Source organism: Stenotrophomonas sp. YJH_SMC_33, from assembly GCF_059372295.1.
Genome location: NZ_JCAFVJ010000001.1, coordinates 246,470 through 272,825 on the forward strand (window position 1 = coordinate 246,470; position 26,356 = coordinate 272,825).

A 26,356-nucleotide genomic window follows, 5' to 3' on the forward strand; every position below is an offset into this window, starting at 1 on the left:
GGCGGGCTACTTGCGGGTGTAGTGCGCGACCAGGCGGTCGCCGAGCATCTGCAGCAGCTGCACCAGGATCAGCAGCACCACCACGGTAACCAGGGCCACGTCGGTGCGGTTGCGCTGGTAGCCTTCGCGCAGCGCCAGGTCGCCCAGGCCGCCGGAACCGATCGCGCCGCCCATGGCAGTGAAGCCAACCAGAGCAACGGTAGTGACCGTGGCGGCGGCAATCAGGCCCGGCCGCGCCTCGGGAAGCAGCACCCGGGTGACCAGTTGCCAAGTGGTGGCACCCATCGACTGCGCGGCCTCGACCACGCCGCGGTCCACTTCGCGCAGCGCGGTTTCCACCAGGCGCGCGTAGAACGGCGCCGCACCGATGACCAGCGCCGGCAACGTGCCGAGCACGCCGATCGACTGGCCCATCAACCACAGCGACACCGGGATCAACACCACCATCAGGATGATGAAGGGTACCGAACGCAGCAGGTTCACCACGATCGCCAGCGCGCCATAGGCCAGTGGCCGGCGTTTCATCTGCGGCGCGCCGAACACGTACAGCAGCACGCCCATCGGCAGGCCGATGGCCAGGGTAAGCGGCAGCGAGCCGGCCATCATCAGCAGCGTCTCGAGGGTGGCCTTGCCGATATCCACCCACTTGTCCGCATCCAGGTGGCGGAAGAAGCCGCCGGCAGTAGCGATGATCATCGACGCAGTTCCTCAACGTGCACGCCGGCGGCCACGAACGCGGCCTGCGCGGCGGACTGGTCACCGCCCACCAGGGCGACGACCAGCTGGCCATACGGGGTGTCCTTGATCCGGTCGATACGGCCGGACAGGATGTTGTAGTCGACCCCGGTCTGCCGCGCGACGCTGCCGAGCAGGGGTTCGTAGGTGTCGCCACCGAGGAACGTCAGCCGCACGATGCGGCCACCGACGGCATCGAAATCGCGATGCAGCGCACCTTCGTCCATGTGCTCCGATTCGCTGACGAAACGGCGCGTGGTCGGATGCTGTGGATGCAGGAATACCCGGGTGACCGGCCCGGTCTCGACCATCTGGCCGGCGTCGAGCACGGCGACGCGGTCGCAGACGCGGCGGATCACGTCCATCTCGTGGGTGATCAGCACGATGGTCAGGCCCAGCTCGCGATTGATCTTCGACAGCAGCGACAGCACCGATGCCGTGGTCTGCGGATCGAGCGCACTGGTGGCCTCGTCGCACAACAGGATCTGCGGACGCGTTGCAAGTGCGCGGGCAATGCCGACGCGCTGCTTCTGGCCACCGGACAGCTGCGCCGGATACTTCTGCGCATGCGCTTCCAGGCCAACGGTCTGCAGCAGCTCGACCACGCGTGCGTCGATCTCCGCCTTCGGCGTGCCGGCCAGCTCCAGCGGGAAGGCGACGTTGCCGGCCACCGTGCGCGACGACAGCAGGTTGAAGTGCTGGAAGATCATGCCGATGCGCCGGCGCAGCGCGCGCAGGCCGTCCGCGTCCAGTGCGGTGACATCCTCGCCACCGATCAGCAGACGCCCACCACTGGGTTCTTCCAAGCGGTTGATCATGCGGATCAGCGTCGACTTGCCGGCGCCGGAATGGCCGATGATGCCGAATACCTCACCGGCCTCGATGGTCAGGTCCAGCGGCTGCAGCGCGCTCACTGCGCGGCCGGCAACGGCATAGGATTTGTGCAGGCGCTGGAACTCGATCACGGGCGTGGCTCACCGGCTGGGTGACGGAAGGGGGCGTGCAGCCTACCAGCGCAGGCGGTCGCGCGCCCGCGCCATGGGCCAGAATGTTATTCCTTTTGGTTCTAAGCCGCTGCCCGCGGTAGCGCCGGCCGCTGGCCGGCACCTGCAGCGGTCCCTCCGGCGCGAGGGGTTGCCGGCCGCCGGCCGGCCCTACCCCGGCTCAGGGGTGGTCCAACGGCTTCGGCGGCTCCTGCCGGTTCACCCGCTCGCGATGCAGCAGGTACAGGCCGGACGCAACGATGATCGCCGCCCCCACCCAGGTATAGCCATCGGGCAGCTGGCCCCAGAACGCCAGGTCCCAGCCGATCACCCAGACCAGCCCGCTGTACTCCAGCGGCGCGATCATCGAGGCCTCGCCCAGCTGGAAGGCCCTGGTCAGGGCGATCTGGCCCAGCGCTCCGGCCAGGCCCATGCCGCCGATCAGCGGCGCATGTGCCAGTTGCAGTGGCACCCAGCCGGGAAGGGCCAGCAGGCCGGCACCGATGGCCATGATCACCAGGAACCAGACCACCATCGACTGCGAGGTATCGGTGCGGGTCAGCAGGCTGACCGTGATCGCGGCTACGGCATAGGCGGTGGCCGCGGCCAGCACCATCAGCCCAGGCACCGAAATGAAGCCGTCCACGCCCGGCCGCAGCACGACCAGCACGCCGACCAGGCCGATGCCGATGGCCACCCAGCGCCGCGGCCCGACCCGTTCGCCCAGCAGCGGCACCGACAGCGCAGCGATCAGCAGCGGGGCAACGAAATAGATGGTGTAGGCAGTGGACAGCGGCAGGTCGCGCAGGGCGAACACGAAGCAGCCGATCATCGCCATGCCCAGCGCACCACGCAGCAGGTGCAGCCCCCAGCGGCGCGGCACCAGTGAACGCGGCCCGGCGCTGGCCAGCACCCAGACCAGCACGAACGGCAACGAGGCCGCGCCGCGCAGGAAGGTCACTTCCAGGGTGGGATAGCTGGCCGACAACTGCTTCATGCCGGCGTCCATCAGCGAGAAGCAGGCGACCGCAGCGACCATCCAGGCCACTGCGCGCGAGGGAGAGCGTTGCACGTTCATGGCCCATTATCGCCCGGTCGTCGCTTTCTGTAGAGCCGAGCCCACGCTCGGCTGCTCTTCACAAAGCAGCCGAGCGTGGGCTCGGCGCTATAAAGGGCGGGCATAGGGCCCTCGCGATAGAATGGCTGCCACTGAATCCTGCGGAGCATCGCCATGCCTTCCTTCGACGTCGTGTCCGAAGTCGACACCCACGAACTGACCAACGCCATCGACCAGGCCAACCGCGAACTGGCCACCCGCTTCGATTTCAAGGGCGTGGATGCCAAGTTCGAGCGCGATGGCGATGTGATCAACCAGTTCGCGCCGACCGAGTTCCAGCTCAAGCAGATGAACGACATCCTGCGTGCACGCCTGGCCGCGCGCGGCATCGATGTGCTCAGCCTCGAATTCGGCGACATCGAGACCAACCTGGCCCAGGCCCGGCAGAAGATCACCGTCAAGCAGGGCATCGAGCAGAAGGTCGCCAAGAAGATCGCCGCTGCGCTGAAGGAGGCCAAGCTGAAGGTCGAAAGCCAGATCAACGGCGACAAGCTGCGCGTGCAGGGCAAGAAGCGCGATGACCTGCAGGACGCCATCGCCGTGCTCAAGGCCGGCAAGTTCGAGCTGCCGCTGCAGTTCAACAATTTCCGCGATTGATCTGGCCGCCGGGCATGGCCCGGCGCCGGCACCTGCGGTACGACGGCGCGTTGCAAGCGACGCGCCTACAATGTCCGCCCCGCCAGCCGACGTGCCCGCCATGACCGACACCCACCTGCCCACCGATGACCCGATCGCCGCCACCCGCCTGTGGCTGGAGCGCATCGTCATCGGCCTGAACCTGTGCCCGTTCGCCAAGGCGGTGTATGTGAAGGACCAGGTTCGCATCGTGCTCAGCGATGCGACCACGACGGAAGCCCTGGTTGAGCAGCTGGCCGAGGAACTGGTCCTGCTGCGCGATACGCCGGCCGAGCAGATCGATACCACGCTGATCGTGCATCCGCAGGTGCTGACCGATTTCCTCGACTACAACGACTTCCTCGACAACGCCGATGCGGCGATCGAGGCACTGGACCTGCAGGGCATCCTGCAGGTGGCCAGCTTCCATCCGGACTACCAGTTCGAAGGCGTGGCGCCGGGCGATGCCAGCAACTACACCAACCGTGCGCCATTCCCCACCCTGCACCTGCTGCGCGAAGACAGCGTGGCGCGCGCGGTGGACGCGTTCCCTGATCCGGACGTGATCGTCGAGCGCAACATCCAGACCTTGGACCGTATCGGCGTGGACGGCTGGCATCGCCGCCTGCGTGGCGAAGACCTGTCGTGAGCACGGTGCCGCCGATTGCCGCTTGGCCGGCCGCGCCACTGTCGGGCAAGGTGGTGCTGGTCACCGGCGGCGCCAACGGCATCGGCCGTGGCATCGCCCAGTGCGTGCTCGGTGCAGGTGGCCGCGTGTTGATCGGCGACCTGGACGTGGAAGCCGGCCAGGCCTGCCTGCGCGAGTGGCAACGCGGTGAGGACGCCGCATTCCAGCACCTGGACATTACCGACGAAGCCAGTGTGCGCGACTTCATTGCCACGGCCCTGCAGCGTTTTGGTCGCATCGACGGACTGGTCAACAACGCGGGCATCGCCGGTGCGCACGGCTCGCGGCTGCAGGACATGGACTGGGATGAATGGCAGCGCCGCCTGTCGTCGCTGCACGGCGCTTTCCTGTGCAGCAAGCACGCGTTGCCGGCGCTGACAGCCAGCGCCGCCGGCGCCATCATCAACATCGCCTCGACCCGCGCCTGGCAATCCGAAGCGCACAGCGAGGCCTATGCGGCGGCCAAGGGTGGCCTGGTGGCCTTCACCCATGCGCTGGCGATCAGCGCCGGACCGGCGGTGCGGGTGAACAGCATCAGCCCGGGCTGGATCGGCACCAGCGAGTGGCAGGCACCCTCACGGCGACACGCGCCGGAGTACTCGGCCATCGACCATGCGCAACACCCGGTCGGCCGCGTCGGCCAGCCGGAGGACATCGGTGCGTTGGCCGTATACCTGCTGTCATCACTGTCCGGTTTCAGCACCGGCCAGGATTTCATCGTCGACGGCGGCATGACCCGGAAGATGATCTACGCCGAATGACCCACCACCGGTAGTGCCGGCCGTTGGCCGGCGTTCCGGTAGATCCATGCCATGCGTGGAGGGCGGTGAAGTGCCAACCAAGGTTGGCACCTACCCGACGCCTTACGCCATGCCCGAGTGACGCAGCAGCGCGTCGATCTGCGGTGCACGGCCGCGGAAAGCCCTGAAGTTCTCCGCCGCCGGGCGGCTGCCACCGCGCGACAGGATCTCATCACGGAAGCGTGCACCGGTTTCCGCGAGCGCATGCGGCGCTTCCTCGAACGCGGCGTAGGCATCGGCGCTCAGCACCTCGGCCCACTTGTAGCTGTAGTAGCCGGCCGCATAGCCCCCCGCGAAGATGTGGCTGAACTGGTGCGGGAAGCGGTTCCAGGCCGGCGGGTGGTTCACCGCCACTTCCGCGCGCACGCGGTCGAGCAGCGCCAGCACGCTGTCCTGCGCTGGCTCGAACTGGCTGTGCAGCAGCATGTCGAACAGGCCGAACTCCAGCTGGCGGACGGTGGCCATGCCGCTATGGAAGTTGCGTGCAGCCAGCATGCGCTCGTACAGCGCGCGTGGCAGCGGCTCGCCACTGTCCACATGCGCGGTCATCGCCTGAAGGTGCTCCCATTCCCAGCAGAAGTTCTCCATGAACTGGCTCGGCAGCTCGACCGCGTCCCACTCCACGCCGTTGATGCCGGCCACGCCCAGTTCGCCGATGCGGGTCAGCAGCTGGTGCAGTCCGTGGCCCATCTCATGGAACAGCGTGGTCACTTCGTTGTGGCTGAAGGTGGCCGGCTTGCCGTTGGCACCCCGGCCGAAGTTGCACACCAGGTAGACCAGCGGCGTCTGCACGCTGCCGTCGGCGCGCACGCGACGGTTGCGGCAATCATCCATCCACGCCCCGCCGCGCTTGCCCTCGCGTGCGTACAGGTCCAGGTAGAACTGGCCGACCAGCGCGCCCTGCGCATCGACCAGGCGGAAGAAGCGCACGTCTTCGTGCCAGACCGGCGCGCTGTCCTCCTGCACATGCACGCCATACAGCTGCTCGATCACCGAGAACAGGCCGCCCAGCACCTTCGGCTCGGTGAAATACTGCTTCACCTCCTGCTCGGAATAGCTGTAACGCGCCTGCTTCAGGCGGTCGGCGGCGAACGCCAGGTCCCAGGCCTGCAGGGCATCGATGCCCAGCTGCTCGCGTGCGAACTGCTCCAGCTCGGCGCGGTCCCTGGCGGCGAACGGCTTGGCGCGCGAGGCCAGGTCACGCAGGAAACCGAGCACTTCGGCCGGGTCCTGCGCCATCTTGGTCGCCACCGAGTAATGGCCGTACGAATCGAAGCCGAGCAACGCAGCCAGTTCGGCGCGCAGGGCCAGGATGCGGTCGATGTTGCCGCTGTTGTCCAGTGCGTCATCGCCGAATTCGGACGCACGCTGGGCGCTGGCGCGGTACAGGATCTCGCGCAGGTCGCGGTCCTCGCCCCAGGTCTGCACTGGCAGGTAGCACGGCATCTGCAGGGTCAGTTTCCAGCCGGCCTTGCCGTCCTTCCGTGCTGCGGCATGCGCGGTGGCCTTCACGTCTTCCGGCAGGCCCTTCAGCCGCGCTTCGTCTTCGATGATCAGCGACCAGGCATCGGTAGCGTCGAGCACGTTCTGCGAGAACTTCGCCGACAGCGCCGACAGTTCTTCCTTGATCGCAGCAAAACGCTGCTGGGCCTCGGGCGCCAGCTCGGCGCCGCCCAGGCGGAAGTCGCGCAGGGTGTTGTCCAGCACCTTGCGCTGGGCTTCATCGAAATGCGCCGCCTCCGGGCTGGCGGCCAGCGCCTGGTACTGCCGATACAGCGCCAGGTTCTGCCCCAGCGCACTGGCGAAGCGGGTCACCCGCGGCAGGTTGCTGTTGTAGGCCTCGCGCAGTTCCGGGGTGTTGACCACGCCCTGCAGGTGGCCGACCAGGCCCCAGGCGCGCCACAGTCGCTCGGTCGCGTCGTCCAACGGGGTGACGAAGGTCTCCCAACGCACCGGCTGCACCTGCTCGGCCGCGCTGACGGCGGCTTCGGCCTCGGCCAGCAGCACATCCAGCGCCGGCGCGACGTGCTCGGGGCGGATCGCCTCGAAGCGCGGCAGGCCGGAAAAATCGAGCAGGGGGTTGGCAACGGTCACGGCAGATCTCCAGGATACGGGCCCGGCACCCGGGCAGCCCTCCAGATATGGCGCTGCCGGGCGCGGCTGACAAGGGGGCACGGCATTCACATCGGCCTTACGCGCGCCCCCCGAAGCTCTGGATGCGGGGGAGTCCGCAGCGGCACGTACCGAACGAGGCCCCACATGGAAGGTCTGGCTGCAGTTGCATCCGCCTCACCGGTGCGGTCGCTGGCACTGTCTGCCAGCGCGGCCGAACTGGCCTGGATCGCCGCGCTGTGCGATGCCGGCGACGACGCCCCGCGCCACCTGCAGCAGTTGCAGGCGGTGCTGCAGCAGGGCGGCACGTTCAATGAAAGCCAGGAGTGGTACCCGTTCGAAGTGGTCGAGCGCGGCGCCAGCCAGCTGCAGCTGGGCCATGAGCGCGAGTTCGTGATCTGCGTGCTGCTGTGGTTGCAGGCATTGGCCCAGGGCCGCGCCAGCATCCTGGATCCCACCCTGCACCTGGATGACCGCGCGATGGACATCGAGGCCTTGCCCGATGCACTGCGCGACGCGGTACTCGACGCCTTCACCGCAGCGGGTTACTGAGACACCGTCGCGGACGCCGACATGGCCCGGCGACAACGTCGGCCGTCCTACAACGCTTCCAGGCTGCACCACGGCAATTCGGGCAGTCCCTGCCCGGCCACCGCAGCGGCCAGCTGTGCGTCGGCGCCGTCGACATCAATGCCCTGGCGCGCGTACCACGCCGGATCGTAGTAGCTCTGCGCATAACGCTCGCCGCTGTCGCACAGGATGCTGACGATGCTGCCCTGGTGGCCCGCCTCGCGCATCCACTGCGCCGCCTGCAGCACGCCGATGAAGTTGGTGCCGGTGGAGCCACCGACGCGTCGGCCGAGCTGGCGGCTGACATGGCGCATCGCAGCCAGGCTCAGCGCGTCGGGTACCTTGACCATCGCATCGACGCTGGTCGGGATGAAGCTCGGCTCCACCCCTGGCCGGCCGATGCCTTCCACGCGCGAACCACCACTGCAGGTCAGGTCGCGCCAGTCCTGTTCACCGGCCACGGCGGCCCGGTAGCCGTCGAAGAACACCGACACTTCCGGGTCCGCGCACAGGATGCGGGTGTCGTGGCGGCGGTAGCTGACATAGCGGCCCAGGGTGGCGGCGGTGCCGCCGGTGCCGGGGCTGCACACGATCCATTCCGGAACCGGGCTGGGCTCTTCGGCCATCTGCTTGAAGATGGACTCGGCGATGTTGTTGTTGGCACGCCAGTCGGTCGCGCGCTCAGCGTAGGTGAACTGGTCCATGAAGTGGCCACCGGTTTCACGGGCCAGCTTTTCCGAATCACAGTTGAGGTCGCAGGCGCGTTCGACCAGGTGGCAGCGGCCGCCTTGGAACTCGATCGCGGCGATCTTTTCAGGCGAGGTGGTGGCCGGGATCACCGCAATGAACGGCAGGCCGAGCAGGCGCGCGAAATAGGCTTCGGACACCGCCGTCGAGCCGCTGGACGCTTCGATCACCGGTCGCCCTTCGCGCAGCCAGCCATTGGCCAGCGCATACAGGAACAGCGAGCGCGCCAGCCGGTGCTTGAGGCTGCCGGTGGGATGGCTCGACTCATCCTTCAGGTACACATCGATGCCCTCGAACCCGGGCAGCGCCAGCGGGATCAGGTGGGTATCGGCGGAGCGGTTGAAATCGGCTTCAATCTTGCGGATGGCGGCGGCCACCCATTCACGCTGCGACATGGCGGGCAATCGTTGTCAGGACGGAACGGTGCGATCCGGCCATTGTACGTCGCGGTACCGTCAGGTGCTGGCCGGTAGAATGCCCCCATCCGGCCGGCAACGGCCCTGTCTGAAGGACCTCCCCCCATGACCATTCCCGCCCTGCGCGATGTCCCCGGCGTCGCCGCCCAGGCCCCGGCCGAAACCACCGGCTTCGTGTTCAACCACACCATGCTGCGTGTGAAGGACATCACCGCCTCGCTGGACTTCTACACCCGCGTGCTCGGCTACCAGCTGATCGACAAGCGCGACTTCCCGGAGGCCCAGTTCAGCCTGTACTTCCTGGCCTACCTCCCGGCCGGCGTGGTGGTACCGGAAGACGACAGCCAGCGCCGCGTGTGGATGGCCGGCCTGCCGGGCGTGCTGGAACTGACCCACAACCACGGCACCGAAACCCAGGACGGCGCGGTCTACCACGACGGCAACAGCGACCCGCGCGGCTTCGGCCACATCTGCGTGTCGGTGCCGGACATCGAGGCGGCCTGCCAGCGCTTCGAGGACCTCGGGGTAACCTTCCAGAAGCGGCTGACCGACGGTCGCATGAAGAACCTGGCCTTCATCAAGGACCCGGACGGCTACTGGGTCGAGATCATCGCCAACGTCTGACCCGGAAAGGGGCACAATTCCGGTAGCGCCGGGCCATGCCCGGCGGCCTTGAGCAGGCCGCGCTACGCGCTCGCCGGGCACGGCCCGGCGCTACCGACTCCGTCCCCTTTTTGAAGAGGTTCGTATGGAAACGATGGAACTGCACCGTGGCCGCCTGATCGACCACATCCAGCTGGTGGTGCGCGACCTGGCCGCCAGCCGCCGCTTCTACCAGGCAGTGTTCGATACGATCGGCATCCCACTCGGCGGCGAAGGGCCGGACTTCTTCTGGGCCGACGAGCTGTTCATTTCCAGCGCCAGCAGCCGTGCCGCCGCCGGCCAGCTGACCGGCCGCCATCATCTAGCCTTCCAGGCCCGCGACAGCGCCACGGTCGATGCCTTCCACACCGCTGCCATCGCCGCCGGTGGCACAGACAACGGCGCACCGGGCGAGCGCCCCTACCACCCGGGCTACTACGGCGCCTTCGTGCTCGACCCCGATGGCAACAACATCGAAGTGGTCTACCACGGCCCGGCGAACTACAGTGCCGACTCGGTGAAGGTGACGTTCTGACTTCACCGACGCCGTGAACGAAGAAGCCGGGCAATGCCCGGCTTCTCTGTTTCCAGCGCTGCAGCCCTCAGTGGGCGGCCATGTAGATGTCCTGCAGCACGGCCTTTTCCAGTTCCAGCTCGCCCAGCAGGTTCTTCACGATATCGCCCAGGCTGAGGATGCCGACCAGCTGGTTGCCGTCGGTCACCATCAGGTGACGGCGACGCGAGTACGTCATCAGCGACATGGCCTGCTTCAGCGTGGCGTCCGGCGCAATGCCCTCCAGGCCCGTGGACGGCAGGCTGGAAATCACCCGGCGGCCGGCCTGCGGGCCATCGTCGGCCAGGGTGCGCACGATGTCCTTCTCGGAGATGATGCCGACCGGGGCATCGTCCTTCATCACCACCAGCGCAGCGATCCTGTTCGCGCTCATCTTGTGGGCGGCGGCACCGATGGTGTCTTCGGCATCGATGGTGATGACAGCTTCTTTTTTGGATTGCAGGAGTTCGCGGACGTTCATTCTTGTTTCCTGGTGCAGGTCACTGAAGTCAAAAAAGTGTGCTCTTCCGATACGCCCCCTCCCCGGGAACAGACCTTTCAGCGCACGTCTGGCGCACCCGTCTGCCGCATGGGAGGCATCGGCAGACGACGTGCTGCAACGCGAACGAGGTGGGGGTTCAACCGCTCAACCCGGACCTCGGTCAAATCGATTCTACGACTGCGACCATCGGTCACTACCGGCATCGATAGGACAGTTCGTCGTGGGAACCAGCTGACGATCCAGAGAATGGCACCGCGGCTGAAACCGCCGCTGAATACAAGCGCAGTTGCGCATTAAAGATTGATTGCCCGCTGCCGACAGCGGACAGAACACCCGGCGGCAATCCCACTTCGCACTGTCCGGCCAAACGAAAGGGCCCACGCGGGGCCCCTTCGCTTGCAGCATCCAACCGGAGCGATGGGTATTACTCCACCGTCACGCTCTTGGCCAGGTTGCGCGGCTTGTCCACGTCGGTGCCGCGTGCCAGCGCAGTGTGGTAGGCCAGCAGCTGCACCGGGATGGTGTGCACGATCGGGCTGAGCACGCCGGCGTGGCGCGGGGTGCGAATCACGTGCACGCCTTCGGACGCGTTGAAGTTGCTGTCCTGGTCGGCGAACACGAACAGCTCGCCGCCACGCGCGCGCACTTCCTGCATGTTCGACTTCACCTTTTCCAGCAGGCTGTCGTTGGGGGCGATCACCACCACCGGCATATCCTCGTCCACCAGCGCCAGCGGACCATGCTTCAGCTCACCTGCCGGGTAGGCCTCGGCGTGGATGTAGGAAATCTCCTTGAGCTTGAGCGCGCCCTCCAGCGCGATCGGGTAATGCAGGCCACGGCCCAGGAACAGCGCATTGGACTTGCGCGCAAAGCGTTCGGCCCACGCCGCGATCTGCGGTTCCAGGTTCAGCGCGTGCTGCACGCTGCCCGGCAGGAAGCGCAGCTGCTCCAGGTAATCCGCTTCCTGCGCCGCGTCGATGCGGCCATGCAGCTTGCCCAGCACCACGGTCAACTGGAACAGCGCGGCCAGCTGGGTGGTGAAGGCCTTGGTCGAAGCCACGCCGATCTCGGCGCCGGCACGGGTGTAGCAGACCAGCTCGCTGGCGCGCGGAATCGCGCTTTCCGGCACGTTGCAGATCGACAGCGTGTGCTTGTGGCCAAGCGCCTTGGCGTACTTCAGTGCCTCCATCGTATCCAGCGTTTCGCCGGACTGGGAAATGGTCACGACCAGATGCTTCGGGTTCGCATAAGCGGCGCGGTAGCGGTACTCGCTGGCGATCTCCACGCTGCACGGCAGGCCGGCGATGGCCTCGATCCAGTAGCGCGCGGTCAGGCCTGCGTAGTAGCTGGTGCCGCAGGCAATGATCTGCACGCCCTCGATGCCCGACAGCACCGCCTCGGCGTTCTTGCCGAACAGCTCGGCCGGGAAGCCACCGGCGTCGATCGCCGCTTCGATGGTGTCGCCCAGCGCACGCGGCTGTTCGTGGATTTCCTTCTGCATGAAATGGCGGTACGGACCCAGCTCCAGCGAGGCCAGCGACACATCGGACAGATGCACGTCGCGCTCGACCGGCTGGTCATGCTCGTCGAAGATGCGCACGCCATCGCGACGGATCTCGGCGGTGTCGCCCTCTTCCAGGAAGATCACCTTGCGGGTGGCCGAGATCACCGCCGAGACGTCGGAGGCGACGAAATTCTCGCCCTCGCCCAGGCCGATCAGCAGCGGGCAGCCCATGCGCGCGCAGACGAAGCGCTCCGGCTCGGCGCGGCTGACCACGGCCAGCGCATAGGCACCGGTCAGCTCTTTCACCGTGTGCTGCAGCGCCACCAGCAGGTCATCGCCGTCCTTCAGGTGGTGGTGGATGAGGTGGGCGATGACTTCGGTATCGGTCTGCGACTCGAAGGTGTAGCCCAGCGCACGCAGCTTCTCGCGCTGCTCCTCATGGTTCTCGATGATGCCGTTGTGCACCAGCGCCACGCCATGGCTGATATGCGGATGCGCGTTGGCCTCGGTGACACCACCGTGGGTGGCCCAGCGGGTGTGGCCGATGCCCAGCACCGCATTGAAGCCCTCTGCCTCGGCCGCGGTGGCCATTTCCAACACACGACCGGTACGACGCACGCGGCGTACATCGCGGCGCTCATCCTGGTCGACTACCGCAATACCCGAGGAATCGTAACCACGGTATTCAAGACGCTTCAGCCCCTCGATCAGTACCGGCACCACGTCGCGATCAGCGATCGCACCCACGATTCCACACATGTCACGCGTTTCCTTGAAGACGATCGGCGCATTCTAGCCCGCGCGTCCGGCGTCGCCCTCCTGTCCGCTTAATGAAAGTGTCCGGAAAGGTGTCCGCGGACACCCGGACACTTCGCCTCCTCATCCAACCTATTGAACCAAAAGGAAATAAGGTTGGCACGCAACCTGCTTGGTACTGGTTACCACCGTCAGGCACGCATCCGATGATCCGCGACACCTCCGCACAGGACCAGATCGTTTCCACCGCCCCGGCCGGCACCTCCCGCGTGGCCTGGCACCGCTATCGCTGGCCGGCGCTGGGTGCCATCGCGCTGCTGGCGGGCATCGGCTGGGCGGTACATGCCTGGTCCAATGCCAGCCGCTCCTTCGACAGCAGCCGCGTGCGCATCGCCGAAGTGAAGCGCGGCGACCTGGTGCGCGACATCGCCGCCGACGGCCGCGTGATCGCCGCCAACAGCCCGATCCTGTATGCCATCTCGGCCGGTACCGTGGACCTGAAGGTGGTCGCCGGTGACGTGGTCAAGAAGGGCCAGGAGCTGGCGATCATCGACAGCCCGGAACTGCGCAGCAAGCTGGCCCAGGAACAGGCAACGCTGGCCGGGCTGGAAGCCGAGGCCAGCCGCGCCGCGCTGGACGCGACCCTGGCCCGCGCCAAGTCCCGCAAGGAAACCGACCAGGCCACCATCGAGCGTCAGGCCGCCGACCGTGACCTGCAGCGCTACCAGCGCGGCTACGACGGCGGCGCGGTACCGCAGATCGACCTGGCCAAGGCCAAGGATTCGCTGAAGAAAGCCGACATCGCCCTGGCCAACGCCACCACCGATGCGCGCCTGCAGAGCCAGGGCGCCGACCTGGATGCCCGCAACAAGCGCCTGCTGGCCGACCGCCAGAAAGCGGTGGTGGCCGAAGTGCAACGCCAGGTCGATGCGCTGACGCTGCGCGCGCCCTTCGATGGCCAGGTTGGCCAGGTGCAGGCCGTGCAGTCCACCAACCTGGCCGCCAACGCGCCGGTGCTGGGCGTAGTCGACCTGTCCAAGTTCGAGGTCGAGATCAAGGTGCCGGAGAGCTTCGCCCGCGACCTGGCGATCGGCATGCCGGCCCAGCTGACCGGTGGCAACGGCCAGCCGTTCCCGGGCGAGATCAGCGCAGTATCGCCGGAAGTGGTCAACGGCGAGGTCAACGCCCGCGTGCGCTTTGCCAGCGCGCAGCCCGAAGGCCTGCGCCAGAGCCAGCGGATGTCGGTGCGCGTGCTGCTCGATACCCGCAAGGACGTGCTGAAGGTCGAGCGCGGCCCGTTCGTCGAACAGGGCAACGGCATGGCCTACGTGATGGATGGCCGCACCGCCGTGCGCCGTCCGGTGGAACTGGGCGTCAGCAGCCTGGGCGAAGTGGAAATCAAGTCCGGTGTGCAGCCAGGCGACCGCATCGTGGTCTCCGGCAGCGACCTGTTCAAGGACGCCGAACGCGTCTCCGTCAACTGACACCTGATACCTGAATCCTGGAGAGAGGACACCCCATGTACATGCTCGAAATGCGTTCGGTCGCCAAGGTCTTCCGTACCGAACAGGTGGAGACCCACGCTCTGCGCTCGCTGGAACTGCAGGTCAAGGAAGGCGAGTTCGTCGCCGTCACCGGCCCGTCCGGTTCCGGCAAGACCACGTTCCTCAACATCGCCGGCCTGCTGGAAACCTTCACCAGCGGTACCTACCTGCTGGACGGGCAGGATGTGAGCACGCTGGGCGACGACGCACGCAGCCGCCTGCGCAACCAGAAGATCGGCTTCATCTTCCAGGGCTTCAACCTGATTCCCGATCTGAATCTGTTCGACAACGTCGACGTACCGTTGCGCTATCGGAAGATGAGCGCCAACGAGCGCCGCGAGCGCATCGAGAAGGCGCTGACCCAGGTCGGCCTGGGTTCGCGCATGAAGCACTACCCGAATGAGCTGTCCGGCGGCCAGCAGCAGCGCGCGGCCATCGCACGCGCCCTGGCCGGCAGCCCTCGCCTGCTGCTGGCCGACGAACCGACCGGCAACCTGGATACGCAGATGGCGCGCGGCGTGATGGAACTGCTGGAGGAGATCAATGCCGCCGGCACCACCATCGTGATGGTCACCCATGATCCGGAACTGGCCGCGCGTGCGCAGCGCAACGTGCACATCGTCGATGGCCAGGTCACCGACCTGGTGCGCGAACCGGTGCTGGCCACCCCGCCGCGCCACATCGTCGCCGTCAACGAGTGAGGGGCCGGCCATGTTCGCCTACTACGCCCGACTGGCGGTGCGCAGCTTCCGCCGCAACAAGGTCCTGACCGCGCTGATGGTGGTGGCCATCGCCCTCGGCATCGGTGCCTCGATGACCACCCTGACCGTGTTCCATGTGCTGTCCGGTGACCCGATTCCCGGCAAGAGCGACCGGCTGTTCTACGTGCAGCTCGATGCCGCGACCGGCGCCTATGTCGCCGGGGAGGAACCGGAAACCCAGCTGACCCGCTTCGACGGTGAAGCGCTGCTGCGCGAGGCCAAGGGCGAGCGCCAGGCGCTGATGAGCGGCGGCGGCGGCACCATCGAACCGGACAACAGCACCCTCAAGCCCTTCAGCATCGACACTCGCTGGACCTCGGCCGATTTCTTCCCGATGTTCGAGGTGCCGATGCAGTACGGCCGCCCCTGGACGCGCGAGGACGATGAAGGCCGCGCACGCGTGGTGGTCATTTCCAAGGCGCTCAACGACAAGCTGTACCAGGGCGCCAACAGCGTGGGCCGCGACCTGCGCATGGAAGGCCAGAGTTACCGCATCGTCGGCGTGATGAAGGAATGGAGCCCGGAGCCGCACTTCTACGACCTGACCACCGGCAGCTACGGCAAGAACGAAGACCTGCTGCTGCCGATCTCCACCTCGTTCGACCTGAAGCTGGGCAGCAACGGCAACATGAACTGCTTCGGCGAGAATCCCGATGGCAACAGCTACTCGCTCAACGCGCCCTGCGCGTGGCTGCAGTACTGGGTGGAGATGGACCCGGCCAAGGCCACCGACTACCGCCGCTACCTGGAGAACTATTCGAGCCAGCAGCGCCAGGCCGGCCGCTTCAAGCACCCGCCGAACGTGCGCCTGCGCACCGTGATGGAATGGCTGGACTTCAACGGCGCGGTGCCCAGCGACGTGCGCCTGCAGCTGTGGCTGGCACTGGGTTTCCTGGGTGTCTGCCTGGTCAACACGGTGGGCCTGCTGCTGGCCAAGTTCCTGCGCCGCAGTGGAGAGATCGGCGTGCGCCGCGCACTCGGTGCCAGCCGTGGCCAGATCTTCCTGCAGTGCCTGGTGGAAGCCGGCGCGGTCGGCGTGGTCGGGGGCGTGCTGGGCATCGGCCTGGCCCTGCTCGGCCTGTTCGCGGTGCGCCAGCAACCGGTGGAGTACGCAAAGCTGGCCCACCTGGACGGCAACATGCTGCTGCTCGCGCTGGGCCTGACCCTGTTCGCCAGCCTTGCCGCCGGTTTCCTGCCTGCCTGGCGCGCCATGCAGGTCACTCCGGCCATCCAGCTCAAGTCGCAGTAAGCAATCGAACGAGGACTCCCATGGACATCCGCCCCATCCTCAGCACGCTGCGCCGGCACAAGACTGCCGCTGCCCTGATCGTGCTGGAAGTCGCACTGACCTGCGCCATCGTCTGCAACGCGCTGTTCCTGGTCAGCCAGCGCGTGGAGAAGATCAGCATGCCCAGCGGCATCGCCGAGAACGAACTGGTGATGCTCCGCGTCAGCGGCATCGGCAAGCAGACCGATGCCATGGCCCGCACCCGTGAGGACCTGGCGTCATTGCGTGCGCTTCCCGGCGTCAGCAACGTCACCATCATCAACCAGGTGCCTTTCCGCAACGGCTCGTCCAGCAGCAGCATCTCGCGGGAGATCGACCAGGAACGGCCGACCACCAACGCTTCGATGTACACCCTGTCCGAGAACGGGCTGGCGACGATGGGCATCAACCTGATCGCCGGCCGCGATTTCCTGCCCGGCGAGTACCAGAACTTCGAAGACGCCAGCAAGGGGGGCGCCAAGGAAAACGCCATCCCGGTCATCCTCACCCAGGCCACCGCCGCCAAGATGGAACCCAACGGCAGCGCGCTGGGCAAGACCTACTACATGGGCAAGCAGCCGCTGCACGTGGTCGGCATCGTCGACACGCTCAGCACGCCCAACGGCTGGAATGACAACTGGACGAACTCCATGCTGCTGCCCATGCGGCGCACCTTCGACGAGGGTGGCACCTATGTGCTGCGCACTTCGCCGGAACGCCGCCAGGAGGTGCTTGATGCGGGGGCTGCTGTACTGGAGCGCAACGACCCCAACCGGCTGATGCGCGACAAGCTGACCTATGAAGACCAGCGCAAGGACTTCTTCAAGAACGACCGCGCGATGGTTGGCCTGCTGATCACCGTCAGCGTCTCGCTGCTGGTGGTCACCGCACTGGGCATCATCGGCCTGGCCAGCTTCTGGGTGCAGCAGCGCAGCAAGCAGATCGGCATTCGCCGCGCACTCGGTGCCACCCGCGGGCAGATCCTGCGCTACTTCCAGACCGAGAACTTCCTGCTGGCCTCGCTGGGCATCGTGCTGGGCATGCTGGCGGCCTACGCGATCAATCTGGCACTGATGAACCTGTACGAGCTGCCACGCATGCCCCTGTACTACCTGCCGCTGGGCGCGCTGCTGCTGTGGGTGCTGGGCCAGGTCGCGGTGTTCGGGCCGGCCCGGCGCGCGGCAGCGGTCCCGCCCGCAGTTGCCACGCGGGGCGCGTGAGATGCGTGCCTGCCGGATGCTGTTGATGGCACTGCTGCCACTGCCGGCGCTGGCCGGCGGTGGCAGCTCGCAGACGCTGGAATGGCGCCAGGATGATGCCCGCCTGGCGCTGCGCTCGACCGAGGGCCAGGTACGGGTGGAAGCCGCGCGTCCGGAAGCCCGCTTCGGCGTGCGCAGCGGCGACCGCATCCTGCGCCTGGACGATACGGCTGTGCGGCGGATCGAGCATCTTGCCGATGCGCTGCGGCATTCCAGTGCCCCGACTGCGTACCTGTTGCTGCGCCGCGACAAACGCGAGCTCACCGTCCCGGTGGACGCCACCTCGTGGCGGCTGGCGCTGGTCGCTCCGCCACCGCCGCCACCGCCGCCACCCGCGCGGCGCTGAAACCAGCCCGCCCTCGTCGCCGCGGCTTTGGCTATGCTTGATGGGTGGCGCCGGGCTCTCCCGGCGTATGGATACGAACACGGCTCCATCGGCGCCGCCCATCCCTTTCTGCAGAACTGCTTGATGCCTTCGATCCTGATCATCGACGACAACGCCAGCGTGGGCACCGCGCTGGACGTGCTGTTCTCCCTGCATGACATCGACACCCTGCAGGCGCAGAGCCCGGCCGAAGGGCTGGCCCTGCTCGAGTCGCAGCCGGTTGATCTGGTGATCCAGGACATGAATTTCAGCGAGGACACCACCTCCGGCGAGGAGGGCGAAGCGCTGTTCGCACAGATCCGCGCGCGCCACCCGGACCTGCCGGTGATCCTGCTCACCGCCTGGACCCACCTGAGCAGCGCGGTGGACCTGGTCAAGGCCGGTGCCGCCGACTACCTGGCCAAGCCCTGGGACGACCGCAAGCTGCTGACCACGGTCAACAACCTGCTCGAGCTGTCCGAGGCACGCCGCGAGCTGGACCGGCGGCGCGCGCGTGAGCTGCGGCAGCGCAACGCGCTGGAAGAGAAGTACAAGCTCTGTGGCGCGGTCTTTGCAGATCCGGCCAGCGAGCGCGTCATCGCGCTCGCCTGCCAGGTCGCGCGCTCCGAACTGCCGGTGCTGATCACCGGTCCCAACGGCGCTGGCAAGGAGAAGATCGCGCAGATCATCCAGGCCAACTCGCTGGTGGCCAAGGGCCCGTTCATCACGGTCAACTGCGGCGCATTGCCGTCGGAACTGATCGAAGCCGAACTGTTCGGTGCCGAGGCCGGTGCGTACACCGGCGCCAACAAGGCACGCGAAGGCAAGTTCGAGGCCGCCGATGGTGGCACCCTGTTCCTGGATGAGATCGGCAACCTGTCGCTGGGCGGGCAGATGAAGCTGCTGCGTGTGCTGGAAACCGGCCGCTTCGAGCGTCTTGGCTCCAATCGCGAGCGCCAGGTCAAAGTCCGCGTGGTCAGTGCGACCAATGCCGACCTGCCGGCGATGATCCGCGACGGCACCTTCCGCGAAGACCTGTACTACCGCCTCAATACGGTGGAACTGGTACTGCCACCATTGGCCGAACGCCCGGGCGACATCGTGCCGCTGGCCGAGCGCTTCCTGACCGCCGGCAAGCCGCTGTCCAGCGCCGCCACCGCGGCCCTGCAACGGCATCCCTGGCCCGGCAACGTGCGCGAACTGCGCAACGTGATCCAGCGCGCCGAGCTGCTGGCGACCGGCAACCGCATCGAAGTGGCCGACCTGAACCTGCCGCGTGCCGCACCTGCTTCGCGACCGGCGCCCAGTGCCGGCAATGATCCTGACCGTGCGCGCATCGAGGATGTGCTGGCGCGCAACCACGGCGTCATCGCCCAGGCCGCCGCCGAACTCGGCCTGAGCCGCCAGGCGCTGTACCGGCGCATGGACCGGCACGGCATCCCACGCGAATGAAGCGGCGTTCGTTCACCTTCCGCCTGTTCCTGCGCCTGCTGCCGGTGCTGGCGCTGGCCGCCGCGTTGCCGTGGCTGCTGGCGTACTGGATGGACCACGGCTGGGTTGTGACCACCGTGTCGGCACTGATCCTGCTGTCGCTGATGTGGTGGACGCTGCGCCGTGCCACCGCCCCCGTGCGGTCACTGATGCGGGCCCTGGCGGGCACCACCAGCAGCTATCGCGACGGCGAATACAACTTCGGCGTGCACTGGCCCGGCAATGACGAGCTCGGCGACCTGGTGCAGGCACACCGCGAACTGGGTGATGTACTGCGTGCACAGCGGCAGGGCCTGGTGCAACGCGAGCTGCTGCTGGACACAATGGTGCAGAACACGCCGGTGGCGATGCTGCTGATCGCCTCCGGCGGCGATGGCATCGCCCGCGTGGTGTTCTCCAACTTGGCCGCGCGCAAGTTGCTGCATGGCGGCTGGAAGCTGGAAGGACAGCGCCTGGAGGACGTGCTGGAACAGGTGCCGGTGGAACTGCGCGATGCCATCGCCCGCGGCGGCGACAGCCTGTTCGCGGTGCATGCGGAAGGCGAAGACAGCGACGAGGATGACGAACAGGTCTATCACCTCTCACGTCGTTCTTTCCACCTCAATGGCCGTCCGCACGACCTGTTGCTGGTACGCCTGCTCACCGCCGAGCTGCGCCGCCAGGAAGTGCAGACGTGGAAGAAGGTGATCCGGGTGATCAGCCATGAGCTGAACAACTCGCTGGCACCGATCGCTTCGCTGGCACACTCCGGCGGCGTGCTGGTGCAGCGCGAGCGCTTCGATCGGCTGCCGGAGATCTTCACCACCATCGAAGACCGGGCGCGCCATCTGGAAGGTTTCATTCGCGGCTATGCGCGTTTTGCCAAGCTGCCGCAGCCGCAGTTGCAGACCGTGCACTGGGCCCCCTTCCTGTCCAGCCTGCGCCAGCAGATTCCGTTCACCATGGAGCGCGAGCCGGACGAGGAACTGAGTAGCCGCATCGACATCGCGCAGTTCGGGCAGGCGTTGTTGAACCTGTTGAAGAACGCGCATGAGGCCGGCGCCGAAGCCGATCCGCCCAATGATGACGTGCAGGTGCAGCTGACGCGGTTGCCGCAATGGCTGCGCCTGGATGTGCTGGACCGTGGCAAGGGCATGAACGAGCAGGTGCTGCAGAACGCGCTGATGCCGTTCTATTCCACCAAGCGCAACGGCACCGGGCTGGGGCTGGCGTTGACCCGCGAGATCGTGGAGGCGCACGGCGGGCGTGTGTCACTGCAGAATCGTGGCGATGGCGGGTTGTGCGTCTCGATCCTGCTGCCGGTGGGGTGAGTTGCCGACTTGGCTCGGTCTGCCAGTGGATCCACGCCATGCGTGGATGTGCCGACCAGGGTCGGCACCTACCAGACCCGCCGCATCGCCACCCGCAGGTGCATCGGAAACCCGAGCGCAGCCTCTTCCGCCATCACCGACTGCAGCCCGGCATCCCACTCCGCCTCCGGCACTTCAACGAATCCTTCGCTGGCATAGAAAGGCGCATTCCACGGTACGTCGATCAACGTTGTCAGCACCGCTGACGCGTAGCCGTCGGCCCTGGCCTGTGCCAACGCATGGCGCAACAACGCGCGGCCATGGCCTTGCCGCCCGTGTGCAGGATCCACATCCATCTGCAGCACATGGAACTCGCCTGCCAATTCTCCCGCCAGCACGTAGCCGGCAATGCCGCCGCCGGCCGCATCCACCACCCACAACTGCCCGCGCTCAAGGCCGTACTGCAGTGTCGCCAGGTCCAGGCTGTGGCCGGTGAACACCCGATAGGCTTCGTGGTCCCTGAGCAGTTCGCCAGCGCGCTGTTCAATGCCCGGCAGCAGGCCGAGCTCGTCGGCGTGCGGAATGCGTGCCTCAGGCCTTCTTGAGCGGGCGCTTCCAGCCATCGATGGTTTCCTGCCGTGCACGTGCCAGTGTCAACTTGCCATCAGGCGCGTTGCGGGTAATGACCGAGCCGGCGGCGATGGTCGCGCCTTCGCCGATCAGTACCGGCGCGACCAGCGAACTGTTGGAGCCAATGAATGCGTTGTCGCCGATGGTGGTGGTCGACTTGTTCACGCCATCGTAGTTGCAGGTGATGGTGCCGGCACCGATGTTCACCCTGCTGCCGATCACCGCGTCGCCCAGATAGGTGAGGTGGTTGGCCTTGCTGCCCACACCGAGGGTGACCTTCTTGGTCTCGACGAAGTTGCCGACGTGCACGCCATCGGCCAGCACGGTGCCCGGGCGCAGCCGTGCGAACGGGCCAATCTGCGCAGCGCCTTCGGTGACCACGCCGTCCAGATCACAGTGCGCACGCACTTCGGTGCCTGGCCCCAGGTTGACGTCCTTCAGCCTGTTGAACGGGCCTACGGTGACGCCGTCACCGAGCACGATGTTGCCTTCAAGGACAACGTCGACATCGATCAGCACATCGCTGCCCACGGTGACGGTGCCACGGATATCCAGGCGTGCCGGGTCGCGCACGCGCGCGCCCTGTGCGCACAGTGCACGCACCGCACGGCGCTGCCAGGCGCGCTCCAGCTGCGACAGCTGCCAGGGATCATTTGCCCCCTCGGCCTCCTGCGCATCGGCGACCAGCGCCATCTCGGCCGGGGTGTACTCGTTCGCGGCGAACGCGAACACGTCAGTGAGGTAATACTCGCCCTGGGCGTTGCTGTTGGACAGCTGCGACAGCCAGCGGCGCAGCGCGGTCGACTCGGCGGCGATGATGCCGGTATTGATCGTGCGCACGCGCAGCTGGTCGTCAGTGGCGTCCTTCTGCTCGACGATGGAGCCGACCTTGCCCTCCGCATCGCGCAGCACGCGGCCGTAACCGGTCGGGTCATCGAGCTCGGCCACCAGCACCGCCAGGCGCCCCGGCTCCGACAGCAGGTGGCGCAGGGTCTGCGCACGGATCAGCGGCACATCGCCGTACAGCACCAGCACCTGCGCCGCATCGGGCACCTGCGGCATCGCCTGCGCCACGGCGTGGCCGGTGCCGAGCTGCTGCGCCTGTTCGGCCCACTGCAGGTCGGGCTGGTCGGCGAAATACTGCCGCACCGCCTCGCCACCATGGCCATGGACCACGTGGATCGCCGTAGGCTGCAACTCGCGGGCCACATCGATCACATGCGCCAGCATCGGCTGGCCGGCGATCGGCTGCAGCACTTTCGGCAGCACCGACTTCATGCGCTTGCCCGCGCCAGCGGCGAGGATGATGACGTGCAGGGGTTGGGTCATGGAAAAGGCGGTCCGTGGTTCGTTGCAGATGATTCTAGAGCGTGGGCCGTTAACATGGGCATCCCGCCTCCTTCACCACGCTGATGGGCCTCGTCCGCCAGGGAAGCACCTATCTCGTCATCGGGCTCGTGCAGCTGCTGGTCGATTGGCTGGTGTTCGTGGCCGCCAGTGCGCTGGGCATGCCGGTCGCGCCGGCCAATATCACCGGTCGCTTGGCCGGCATGCTGCTGGGCTTCTGGCTCAACGGCCGCTACACCTTTGCCGAGGCCGGCACCCGCAAGCTGGGATGGAAGCGCTTTGCACGCTTCTTCGGGCTGTGGCTGCTGCTGACCGCAGCGAGCACGCTGCTGGTCAGCCTGGTCGACCAGGCGCTGGGCCTGCAGTACACGTGGCTGGCCAAGCCGCTGGTGGAAGGCGGGCTGGCCTGCGTGTCGTTCCTGTTGATGCGCTACGTGGTGTATCGCTGAGACGGGGCGGGATCCGGGATGCCGGATCGGGACCGGGATCGGGATCGGGATCGGGATCGGGATCGGGATCGGGATCGGGATCGGGATCGGGATCGGCATCGGCATCGGCATCGGCATCGGCATCGGCATCGGCATCGGTAGAGTCGACTGTCAGTCGACTGCTCTTCCATCAGGCCGCGAAAATCCCGCGCTGCGCGCGGTAGTCGACTAACAGTCGACTCTACCCCGTCGACTCTACCCGGTCGGCGCTGCCCCGCCAGCACAAACAAGAACGCCGGCACAGGGCCGGCGTTCTCGTGGGTGCAGCGCGAACCTCAGTGCTTGAGATTCTTGCGCAGGCGTTCCAGTGCCTGCAGCTGGACGACGGCCTCGGCCAGCTTCTGCTGGGCTTCGGCCACTTCCATCGCTTCGCCGCGGTTGGCCAGGATGCGTTCGGCTTCTTCCTTGGCCTTGCGGACCGAGGCTTCGTCGATGTCCTGCGCGCGGATCGCGGTGTCGGCCAGCACGGTCACCACCTGCGGCTGCACTTCCAGGATACCGCCGGAGATGGCGAAATCCAGCTGCTCGCCATTCGGCGTGGTCACCACCACCTTGCCCGGCTTCAGGCGGGTGATCAGCGGCGCGTGCTTGGGCGCGATGCCCAGTTCGCCCAGCTCACCGGTGGCCACGACCAGGGTCGCTTCGCCACGGAAGATTTCCTGCTCGGCGCTGACGATGTCGCAACGGATCGTGCTCATGCAAATCTCTTCGCTGTTCGCGGCGGCGCAATGCCACCGTGGGGGTCCACCGGCGCGGGCGGTTGCCCGGCGCCGGCGTCAGGTCGGGCAGGATAGCTCCCGCCCGTCCCGGATCAGGCCTTCTCGGCCATCTTCTTGGCCTTCTCGACCGCTTCTTCGATGCCGCCGACCATGTAGAACGCCTGCTCCGGCAGGTGGTCGTACTCGCCATCGACGATGGCCTTGAAGCCACGGATGGTGTCCTTCAGCGGCACGTACTTGCCCGGCGAACCGGTGAACACTTCGGCCACGTGGAACGGCTGGCTGAAGAAGCGCTCGATCTTACGGGCGCGCGACACGGCCTGCTTGTCCTCTTCGGACAGTTCGTCCATGCCCAGGATCGCGATGATGTCCTTCAGTTCCTTGTACTTCTGCAGGGTCTGCTGGACGCGCTGGGCGGTGTCGTAGTGCTCGTGGCCGATGACCAGCGGGTCCATCTGGCGGCTGGTGGAGTCCAGCGGATCGACGGCCGGGTAGATACCCAGCGAGGCGATCGAACGCGACAGGGTGACGGTCGAGTCCAGGTGGGCGAAGGTGGTCGCCGGCGACGGGTCGGTCAGGTCGTCCGCGGGAACGTAGACGGCCTGGATCGAGGTGATCGAGCCGTTCTTGGTCGAGGTGATGCGCTCCTGCAGGACGCCCATTTCCTCGGCCAGGGTCGGCTGGTAACCCACCGCGGACGGCATACGGCCCAGCAGTGCCGACACTTCGGTACCGGCCAGGGTGTAGCGGTAGATGTTGTCGACGAACAGCAGGACGTCCTTGCCCTTGCCGTTTTCGTCCTTCTCGTCGCGGAAGTACTCGGCCATGGTCAGGCCGGTCAGCGCGACGCGCAGACGGTTGCCCGGCGGCTCGTTCATCTGGCCGTACACCATCGCCACCTTGTCCAGGACGTTGGAGTCCTTCATTTCGTGGTAGAAGTCGTTGCCCTCACGGGTACGCTCACCCACGCCGGCGAACACGGACAGGCCGCTGTGCGCCTTGGCGATGTTGTTGATCAGCTCCATCATGTTGACGGTCTTGCCGACGCCGGCGCCGCCGAACAGGCCGACCTTGCCGCCCTTGGCGAACGGGCACATCAGGTCGATGACCTTGATGCCGGTTTCCAGCAGCTCGGTGGCCGGGGACTGGTCTTCATACGACGGCGCAGCGCGGTGGATTTCCCAGTTGTCGCTGGCAGCGACCGGGCCGGCTTCGTCGATCGGACGGCCCAGCACGTCCATGATGCGGCCCAGGGTGCCGGCGCCGACCGGCACCGAGATGCCACGGCCGGTGTTGACGGCAACCAGGTTGCGCTTCAGGCCGTCGGTGGAACCGAGGGCGATGGTACGCACCACGCCGTCACCCAGCTGCTGCTGGACTTCGAGGGTGATCTCGGTGTTTTCCACCTTCAGTGCGTCGTACACCTTCGGCACCGATTCACGCGGGAATTCGACGTCGACGACCGCGCCGATGATCTGAACGATCTTGCCCTGACTCATTGCTGCATCCTCTAATGTGTGCTTTGAACGAACGCGGTCAGACTGCTGCCGCGCCGCCGACGATTTCGGAGATTTCCTGGGTGATCGCTGCCTGGCGCGCCTTGTTGTAGACGAGCTGCAGGGTGCCGATCAGCTTGTTGGCGTTGTCGCTCGCCGCCTTCATCGCAACCATGCGTGCGGCATGCTCGGAGGCGACGTTTTCCAGCAGTGCCTGGTACACCAGCGACTCGATGTAACGCGTCATCACGTGCTCCAGCACGGTCGCGGCATCGGGTTCGTACAGGTAATCCCAGTCGTGGTGAGCGACCTGCTTCTCAGCCGGCGGCAGCGGCAGCAGCTGATCGAAGCTGGCCTTCTGCACCATGGTGTTCACGAAGCGGTTGTACACCAGGTACACGCGGTCGATCTTGCCTTCGGTGAAGGCGTCGAGCATGACCTTGATCACACCGATCAGCGATTCCAGCTTCGGCACGTCGCCGATGTGGGTCACGCTGCCGACCATGTTGACCTTCACGCGGCGGAAGAAGGTCGAAGCCTTCTGGCCGATGGTCACCAGGTCCACTTCGGCACCCTTGTCCTGCCATGCTTTGGCTTCGCCCAGCATCTTGCGGAACAGGTTGTTGTTCAGGCCGCCGGCCAGGCCGCGATCGGAGGAGATCACGATGAAACCGACCCGCTTGACCTGCTCGCGCTCGACCAGGAACGGATGCTGGTAGTCGGTGCTGGCCTGGGCCAGATGACCGATCACCTGCTTCATCGCCTGCGCGTACGGACGCGAGGTCTTCATCCGATCCTGCGCCTTGCGGATCTTGGAGGCCGAGACCATTTCCAGGGCGCGCGTCACCTTGCGGGTGTTCTGCACGCTCTTGATCTTGGTTTTGATTTCGCGTCCGCTTGCCATCTCTTGTTTCCCGTGGCGCGGGGCTGATGCCCCGCGTTGTTCAACCGTTTGTCATCT

Annotated in this window: 26 protein-coding genes; 14 read left to right on the top strand and 12 right to left on the bottom strand. The window is 66.6% G+C overall.

From position 1 onward, the window contains the following. Nucleotides 1–6: 6 nt before the first annotated feature. The 3 genes from AC5P9W_RS01090 to AC5P9W_RS01100 all read right to left on the bottom strand — a co-directional run bounded on the left by AC5P9W_RS01090 (nucleotide 7) and on the right by AC5P9W_RS01100 (nucleotide 2,796). On the bottom strand, nucleotides 7–696 hold the full coding sequence (locus tag AC5P9W_RS01090; RefSeq protein ID WP_021203892.1) for a methionine ABC transporter permease: 690 nt from the start codon (nucleotides 694–696) through the stop codon (nucleotides 7–9). After that, a complete protein-coding gene (locus tag AC5P9W_RS01095; RefSeq protein WP_021203891.1) occupies nucleotides 693–1,700 on the bottom strand; it encodes a methionine ABC transporter ATP-binding protein in 1,008 nt (335 codons plus the stop codon). Before AC5P9W_RS01095 ends, AC5P9W_RS01090 begins: the two co-directional genes overlap by 4 nt. A gap of 199 nt (nucleotides 1,701–1,899) precedes the next feature. Next, nucleotides 1,900–2,796 (bottom strand): DMT family transporter, encoded by an 897-nt coding sequence (locus tag AC5P9W_RS01100; protein WP_019660712.1) that lies wholly within the window; start codon nucleotides 2,794–2,796, stop codon nucleotides 1,900–1,902. A gap of 153 nt (nucleotides 2,797–2,949) precedes the next feature. On the opposite strand from AC5P9W_RS01100, the gene AC5P9W_RS01105 reads away from it, so the two are divergent. The 3 genes from AC5P9W_RS01105 (at nucleotide 2,950) to AC5P9W_RS01115 (ending at nucleotide 4,899) form a co-directional block, all read left to right on the top strand. After that, nucleotides 2,950–3,432, top strand: a complete 483-nt coding sequence (locus AC5P9W_RS01105; protein WP_049411069.1) for a YajQ family cyclic di-GMP-binding protein — start codon at nucleotides 2,950–2,952, stop codon at nucleotides 3,430–3,432. Nucleotides 3,433–3,532: 100 nt separating this feature from the next. After that, on the top strand, nucleotides 3,533–4,099 hold the full coding sequence (locus AC5P9W_RS01110; RefSeq protein ID WP_031270500.1) for a DUF1415 domain-containing protein: 567 nt from the start codon (nucleotides 3,533–3,535) through the stop codon (nucleotides 4,097–4,099). Continuing rightward, nucleotides 4,096–4,899 (top strand): SDR family oxidoreductase, encoded by an 804-nt coding sequence (locus AC5P9W_RS01115; protein ID WP_495218646.1) that lies wholly within the window; start codon nucleotides 4,096–4,098, stop codon nucleotides 4,897–4,899. Before AC5P9W_RS01110 ends, AC5P9W_RS01115 begins: the two co-directional genes overlap by 4 nt. A 102-nt stretch (nucleotides 4,900–5,001) precedes the next feature. Here AC5P9W_RS01115 and AC5P9W_RS01120 read toward each other — a convergent pair whose 3' ends face one another. Further along, nucleotides 5,002–7,032 carry a M3 family metallopeptidase gene (locus tag AC5P9W_RS01120; protein ID WP_111098351.1) on the bottom strand — a complete coding sequence of 677 codons (2,031 nt, stop codon included), beginning with the start codon at nucleotides 7,030–7,032 and terminating at the stop codon, nucleotides 5,002–5,004. A 165-nt stretch (nucleotides 7,033–7,197) separates the two neighbouring features. On the opposite strand from AC5P9W_RS01120, the gene AC5P9W_RS01125 reads away from it, so the two are divergent. Continuing rightward, on the top strand, nucleotides 7,198–7,602 hold the full coding sequence (locus tag AC5P9W_RS01125; RefSeq protein ID WP_021203884.1) for a hypothetical protein: 405 nt from the start codon (nucleotides 7,198–7,200) through the stop codon (nucleotides 7,600–7,602). A 47-nt stretch (nucleotides 7,603–7,649) separates the two neighbouring features. On the opposite strand, the gene AC5P9W_RS01130 is transcribed toward AC5P9W_RS01125, so the two are convergent. Next, nucleotides 7,650–8,762 carry a PLP-dependent cysteine synthase family protein gene (locus AC5P9W_RS01130; protein WP_111102115.1) on the bottom strand — a complete coding sequence of 371 codons (1,113 nt, stop codon included), beginning with the start codon at nucleotides 8,760–8,762 and terminating at the stop codon, nucleotides 7,650–7,652. Nucleotides 8,763–8,888: 126 nt separating this feature from the next. Between AC5P9W_RS01130 and gloA the strand changes: the two genes are divergently transcribed. Then, nucleotides 8,889–9,407 (top strand): lactoylglutathione lyase, encoded by a 519-nt coding sequence (gloA, locus tag AC5P9W_RS01135; RefSeq protein ID WP_111098353.1) that lies wholly within the window; start codon nucleotides 8,889–8,891, stop codon nucleotides 9,405–9,407. A gap of 124 nt (nucleotides 9,408–9,531) precedes the next feature. Beyond that, the gene (locus AC5P9W_RS01140) at nucleotides 9,532–9,960 is read left to right on the top strand and encodes a VOC family protein (protein ID WP_019660719.1); all 429 of its coding nucleotides are present in this window, start codon (nucleotides 9,532–9,534) and stop codon (nucleotides 9,958–9,960) included. A gap of 67 nt (nucleotides 9,961–10,027) precedes the next feature. Here the strand turns inward: AC5P9W_RS01140 and AC5P9W_RS01145 are convergent, their stop codons facing one another. Then, on the bottom strand, nucleotides 10,028–10,459 hold the full coding sequence (locus AC5P9W_RS01145; RefSeq protein WP_014648481.1) for a CBS domain-containing protein: 432 nt from the start codon (nucleotides 10,457–10,459) through the stop codon (nucleotides 10,028–10,030). A 445-nt stretch (nucleotides 10,460–10,904) separates the two neighbouring features. Further along, complete coding sequence (glmS, locus tag AC5P9W_RS01150) at nucleotides 10,905–12,743, bottom strand: glutamine--fructose-6-phosphate transaminase (isomerizing) (RefSeq protein ID WP_111102116.1); 1,839 nt, start codon at nucleotides 12,741–12,743, stop codon at nucleotides 10,905–10,907. Nucleotides 12,744–12,946: 203 nt separating this feature from the next. On the opposite strand from glmS, the gene AC5P9W_RS01155 reads away from it, so the two are divergent. The 7 genes from AC5P9W_RS01155 to AC5P9W_RS01185 all read left to right on the top strand — a co-directional run bounded on the left by AC5P9W_RS01155 (nucleotide 12,947) and on the right by AC5P9W_RS01185 (nucleotide 20,736). Beyond that, nucleotides 12,947–14,224 carry an efflux RND transporter periplasmic adaptor subunit gene (locus AC5P9W_RS01155; RefSeq protein ID WP_111102117.1) on the top strand — a complete coding sequence of 426 codons (1,278 nt, stop codon included), beginning with the start codon at nucleotides 12,947–12,949 and terminating at the stop codon, nucleotides 14,222–14,224. Nucleotides 14,225–14,259: 35 nt separating this feature from the next. Continuing rightward, complete coding sequence (locus tag AC5P9W_RS01160) at nucleotides 14,260–14,985, top strand: ABC transporter ATP-binding protein (protein WP_014648484.1); 726 nt, start codon at nucleotides 14,260–14,262, stop codon at nucleotides 14,983–14,985. Nucleotides 14,986–14,995: 10 nt separating this feature from the next. After that, the gene (locus AC5P9W_RS01165; protein ID WP_019660722.1) at nucleotides 14,996–16,294 is read left to right on the top strand and encodes an ABC transporter permease; all 1,299 of its coding nucleotides are present in this window, start codon (nucleotides 14,996–14,998) and stop codon (nucleotides 16,292–16,294) included. A gap of 20 nt (nucleotides 16,295–16,314) precedes the next feature. Then, nucleotides 16,315–17,532 (top strand): ABC transporter permease, encoded by a 1,218-nt coding sequence (locus tag AC5P9W_RS01170; RefSeq protein WP_019660723.1) that lies wholly within the window; start codon nucleotides 16,315–16,317, stop codon nucleotides 17,530–17,532. A 16-nt stretch (nucleotides 17,533–17,548) separates the two neighbouring features. Further along, on the top strand, nucleotides 17,549–17,917 hold the full coding sequence (locus tag AC5P9W_RS01175) for a PDZ domain-containing protein (protein WP_031270494.1): 369 nt from the start codon (nucleotides 17,549–17,551) through the stop codon (nucleotides 17,915–17,917). Between the two features lie 123 nt (nucleotides 17,918–18,040). Then, nucleotides 18,041–19,387 (top strand): sigma-54-dependent transcriptional regulator, encoded by a 1,347-nt coding sequence (locus AC5P9W_RS01180; protein ID WP_111098356.1) that lies wholly within the window; start codon nucleotides 18,041–18,043, stop codon nucleotides 19,385–19,387. Further along, nucleotides 19,384–20,736 carry a sensor histidine kinase gene (locus AC5P9W_RS01185; RefSeq protein WP_019660726.1) on the top strand — a complete coding sequence of 451 codons (1,353 nt, stop codon included), beginning with the start codon at nucleotides 19,384–19,386 and terminating at the stop codon, nucleotides 20,734–20,736. Before AC5P9W_RS01180 ends, AC5P9W_RS01185 begins: the two co-directional genes overlap by 4 nt. Before the next feature lie 68 nt (nucleotides 20,737–20,804). On the opposite strand, the gene AC5P9W_RS01190 is transcribed toward AC5P9W_RS01185, so the two are convergent. Next, nucleotides 20,805–21,338: a GNAT family N-acetyltransferase gene (locus tag AC5P9W_RS01190; RefSeq protein WP_206621546.1), complete on the bottom strand. Its 534-nt coding sequence runs from the start codon at nucleotides 21,336–21,338 to the stop codon at nucleotides 20,805–20,807. Beyond that, complete coding sequence (glmU, locus tag AC5P9W_RS01195; RefSeq protein ID WP_111098358.1) at nucleotides 21,307–22,674, bottom strand: bifunctional UDP-N-acetylglucosamine diphosphorylase/glucosamine-1-phosphate N-acetyltransferase GlmU; 1,368 nt, start codon at nucleotides 22,672–22,674, stop codon at nucleotides 21,307–21,309. The genes AC5P9W_RS01190 and glmU overlap by 32 nt, the downstream gene beginning before the upstream one ends. 83 nt (nucleotides 22,675–22,757) lie before the next feature. Between glmU and AC5P9W_RS01200 the strand changes: the two genes are divergently transcribed. Further along, nucleotides 22,758–23,141, top strand: coding sequence for a GtrA family protein (locus AC5P9W_RS01200; RefSeq protein ID WP_021203877.1), 384 nt, complete (start codon nucleotides 22,758–22,760; stop codon nucleotides 23,139–23,141). 314 nt (nucleotides 23,142–23,455) lie between these two features. On the opposite strand, the gene AC5P9W_RS01205 is transcribed toward AC5P9W_RS01200, so the two are convergent. From AC5P9W_RS01205 to atpG, 3 genes are all read right to left on the bottom strand, one after another. Then, the gene (locus tag AC5P9W_RS01205) at nucleotides 23,456–23,878 is read right to left on the bottom strand and encodes a F0F1 ATP synthase subunit epsilon (protein WP_005419509.1); all 423 of its coding nucleotides are present in this window, start codon (nucleotides 23,876–23,878) and stop codon (nucleotides 23,456–23,458) included. Between the two features lie 113 nt (nucleotides 23,879–23,991). Next, nucleotides 23,992–25,398, bottom strand: a complete 1,407-nt coding sequence (gene atpD / locus AC5P9W_RS01210; protein WP_005419510.1) for a F0F1 ATP synthase subunit beta — start codon at nucleotides 25,396–25,398, stop codon at nucleotides 23,992–23,994. A gap of 37 nt (nucleotides 25,399–25,435) precedes the next feature. Then, nucleotides 25,436–26,299, bottom strand: a complete 864-nt coding sequence (gene atpG, locus AC5P9W_RS01215; protein WP_005411129.1) for a F0F1 ATP synthase subunit gamma — start codon at nucleotides 26,297–26,299, stop codon at nucleotides 25,436–25,438. Nucleotides 26,300–26,356: the final 57 nt, after the last annotated feature.

Excerpts from the sequence above, each read along its gene's own strand:
- AC5P9W_RS01185 (WP_019660726.1), top strand. The coding sequence starts at position 19,384 with ATGAAGCGGCGTTCGTTCACCTTCCGCCTGTTCCTGCGCCTGCTGCCG.
- AC5P9W_RS01130 (WP_111102115.1), bottom strand. The coding sequence starts at position 8,762 with ATGTCGCAGCGTGAATGGGTGGCCGCCGCCATCCGCAAGATTGAAGCC.
- glmU (WP_111098358.1), bottom strand. The coding sequence starts at position 22,674 with ATGACCCAACCCCTGCACGTCATCATCCTCGCCGCTGGCGCGGGCAAG.
- AC5P9W_RS01205 (WP_005419509.1), bottom strand. The coding sequence starts at position 23,878 with ATGAGCACGATCCGTTGCGACATCGTCAGCGCCGAGCAGGAAATCTTC.
- AC5P9W_RS01140 (WP_019660719.1), top strand. The coding sequence starts at position 9,532 with ATGGAAACGATGGAACTGCACCGTGGCCGCCTGATCGACCACATCCAG.
- AC5P9W_RS01190 (WP_206621546.1), bottom strand. The coding sequence starts at position 21,338 with ATGGCTGGAAGCGCCCGCTCAAGAAGGCCTGAGGCACGCATTCCGCAC.
- AC5P9W_RS01105 (WP_049411069.1), top strand. The coding sequence starts at position 2,950 with ATGCCTTCCTTCGACGTCGTGTCCGAAGTCGACACCCACGAACTGACC.
- glmS (WP_111102116.1), bottom strand. The coding sequence starts at position 12,743 with ATGTGTGGAATCGTGGGTGCGATCGCTGATCGCGACGTGGTGCCGGTA.
- gloA (WP_111098353.1), top strand. The coding sequence starts at position 8,889 with ATGACCATTCCCGCCCTGCGCGATGTCCCCGGCGTCGCCGCCCAGGCC.
- AC5P9W_RS01155 (WP_111102117.1), top strand. The coding sequence starts at position 12,947 with ATGATCCGCGACACCTCCGCACAGGACCAGATCGTTTCCACCGCCCCG.
- AC5P9W_RS01160 (WP_014648484.1), top strand. The coding sequence starts at position 14,260 with ATGTACATGCTCGAAATGCGTTCGGTCGCCAAGGTCTTCCGTACCGAA.
- AC5P9W_RS01125 (WP_021203884.1), top strand. The coding sequence starts at position 7,198 with ATGGAAGGTCTGGCTGCAGTTGCATCCGCCTCACCGGTGCGGTCGCTG.
- AC5P9W_RS01175 (WP_031270494.1), top strand. The coding sequence starts at position 17,549 with ATGCTGTTGATGGCACTGCTGCCACTGCCGGCGCTGGCCGGCGGTGGC.
- AC5P9W_RS01200 (WP_021203877.1), top strand. The coding sequence starts at position 22,758 with ATGGGCCTCGTCCGCCAGGGAAGCACCTATCTCGTCATCGGGCTCGTG.
- AC5P9W_RS01145 (WP_014648481.1), bottom strand. The coding sequence starts at position 10,459 with ATGAACGTCCGCGAACTCCTGCAATCCAAAAAAGAAGCTGTCATCACC.
- AC5P9W_RS01110 (WP_031270500.1), top strand. The coding sequence starts at position 3,533 with ATGACCGACACCCACCTGCCCACCGATGACCCGATCGCCGCCACCCGC.
- atpD (WP_005419510.1), bottom strand. The coding sequence starts at position 25,398 with ATGAGTCAGGGCAAGATCGTTCAGATCATCGGCGCGGTCGTCGACGTC.
- AC5P9W_RS01170 (WP_019660723.1), top strand. The coding sequence starts at position 16,315 with ATGGACATCCGCCCCATCCTCAGCACGCTGCGCCGGCACAAGACTGCC.
- AC5P9W_RS01100 (WP_019660712.1), bottom strand. The coding sequence starts at position 2,796 with ATGAACGTGCAACGCTCTCCCTCGCGCGCAGTGGCCTGGATGGTCGCT.
- AC5P9W_RS01090 (WP_021203892.1), bottom strand. The coding sequence starts at position 696 with ATGATCATCGCTACTGCCGGCGGCTTCTTCCGCCACCTGGATGCGGAC.
- AC5P9W_RS01180 (WP_111098356.1), top strand. The coding sequence starts at position 18,041 with ATGCCTTCGATCCTGATCATCGACGACAACGCCAGCGTGGGCACCGCG.
- AC5P9W_RS01165 (WP_019660722.1), top strand. The coding sequence starts at position 14,996 with ATGTTCGCCTACTACGCCCGACTGGCGGTGCGCAGCTTCCGCCGCAAC.
- atpG (WP_005411129.1), bottom strand. The coding sequence starts at position 26,299 with ATGGCAAGCGGACGCGAAATCAAAACCAAGATCAAGAGCGTGCAGAAC.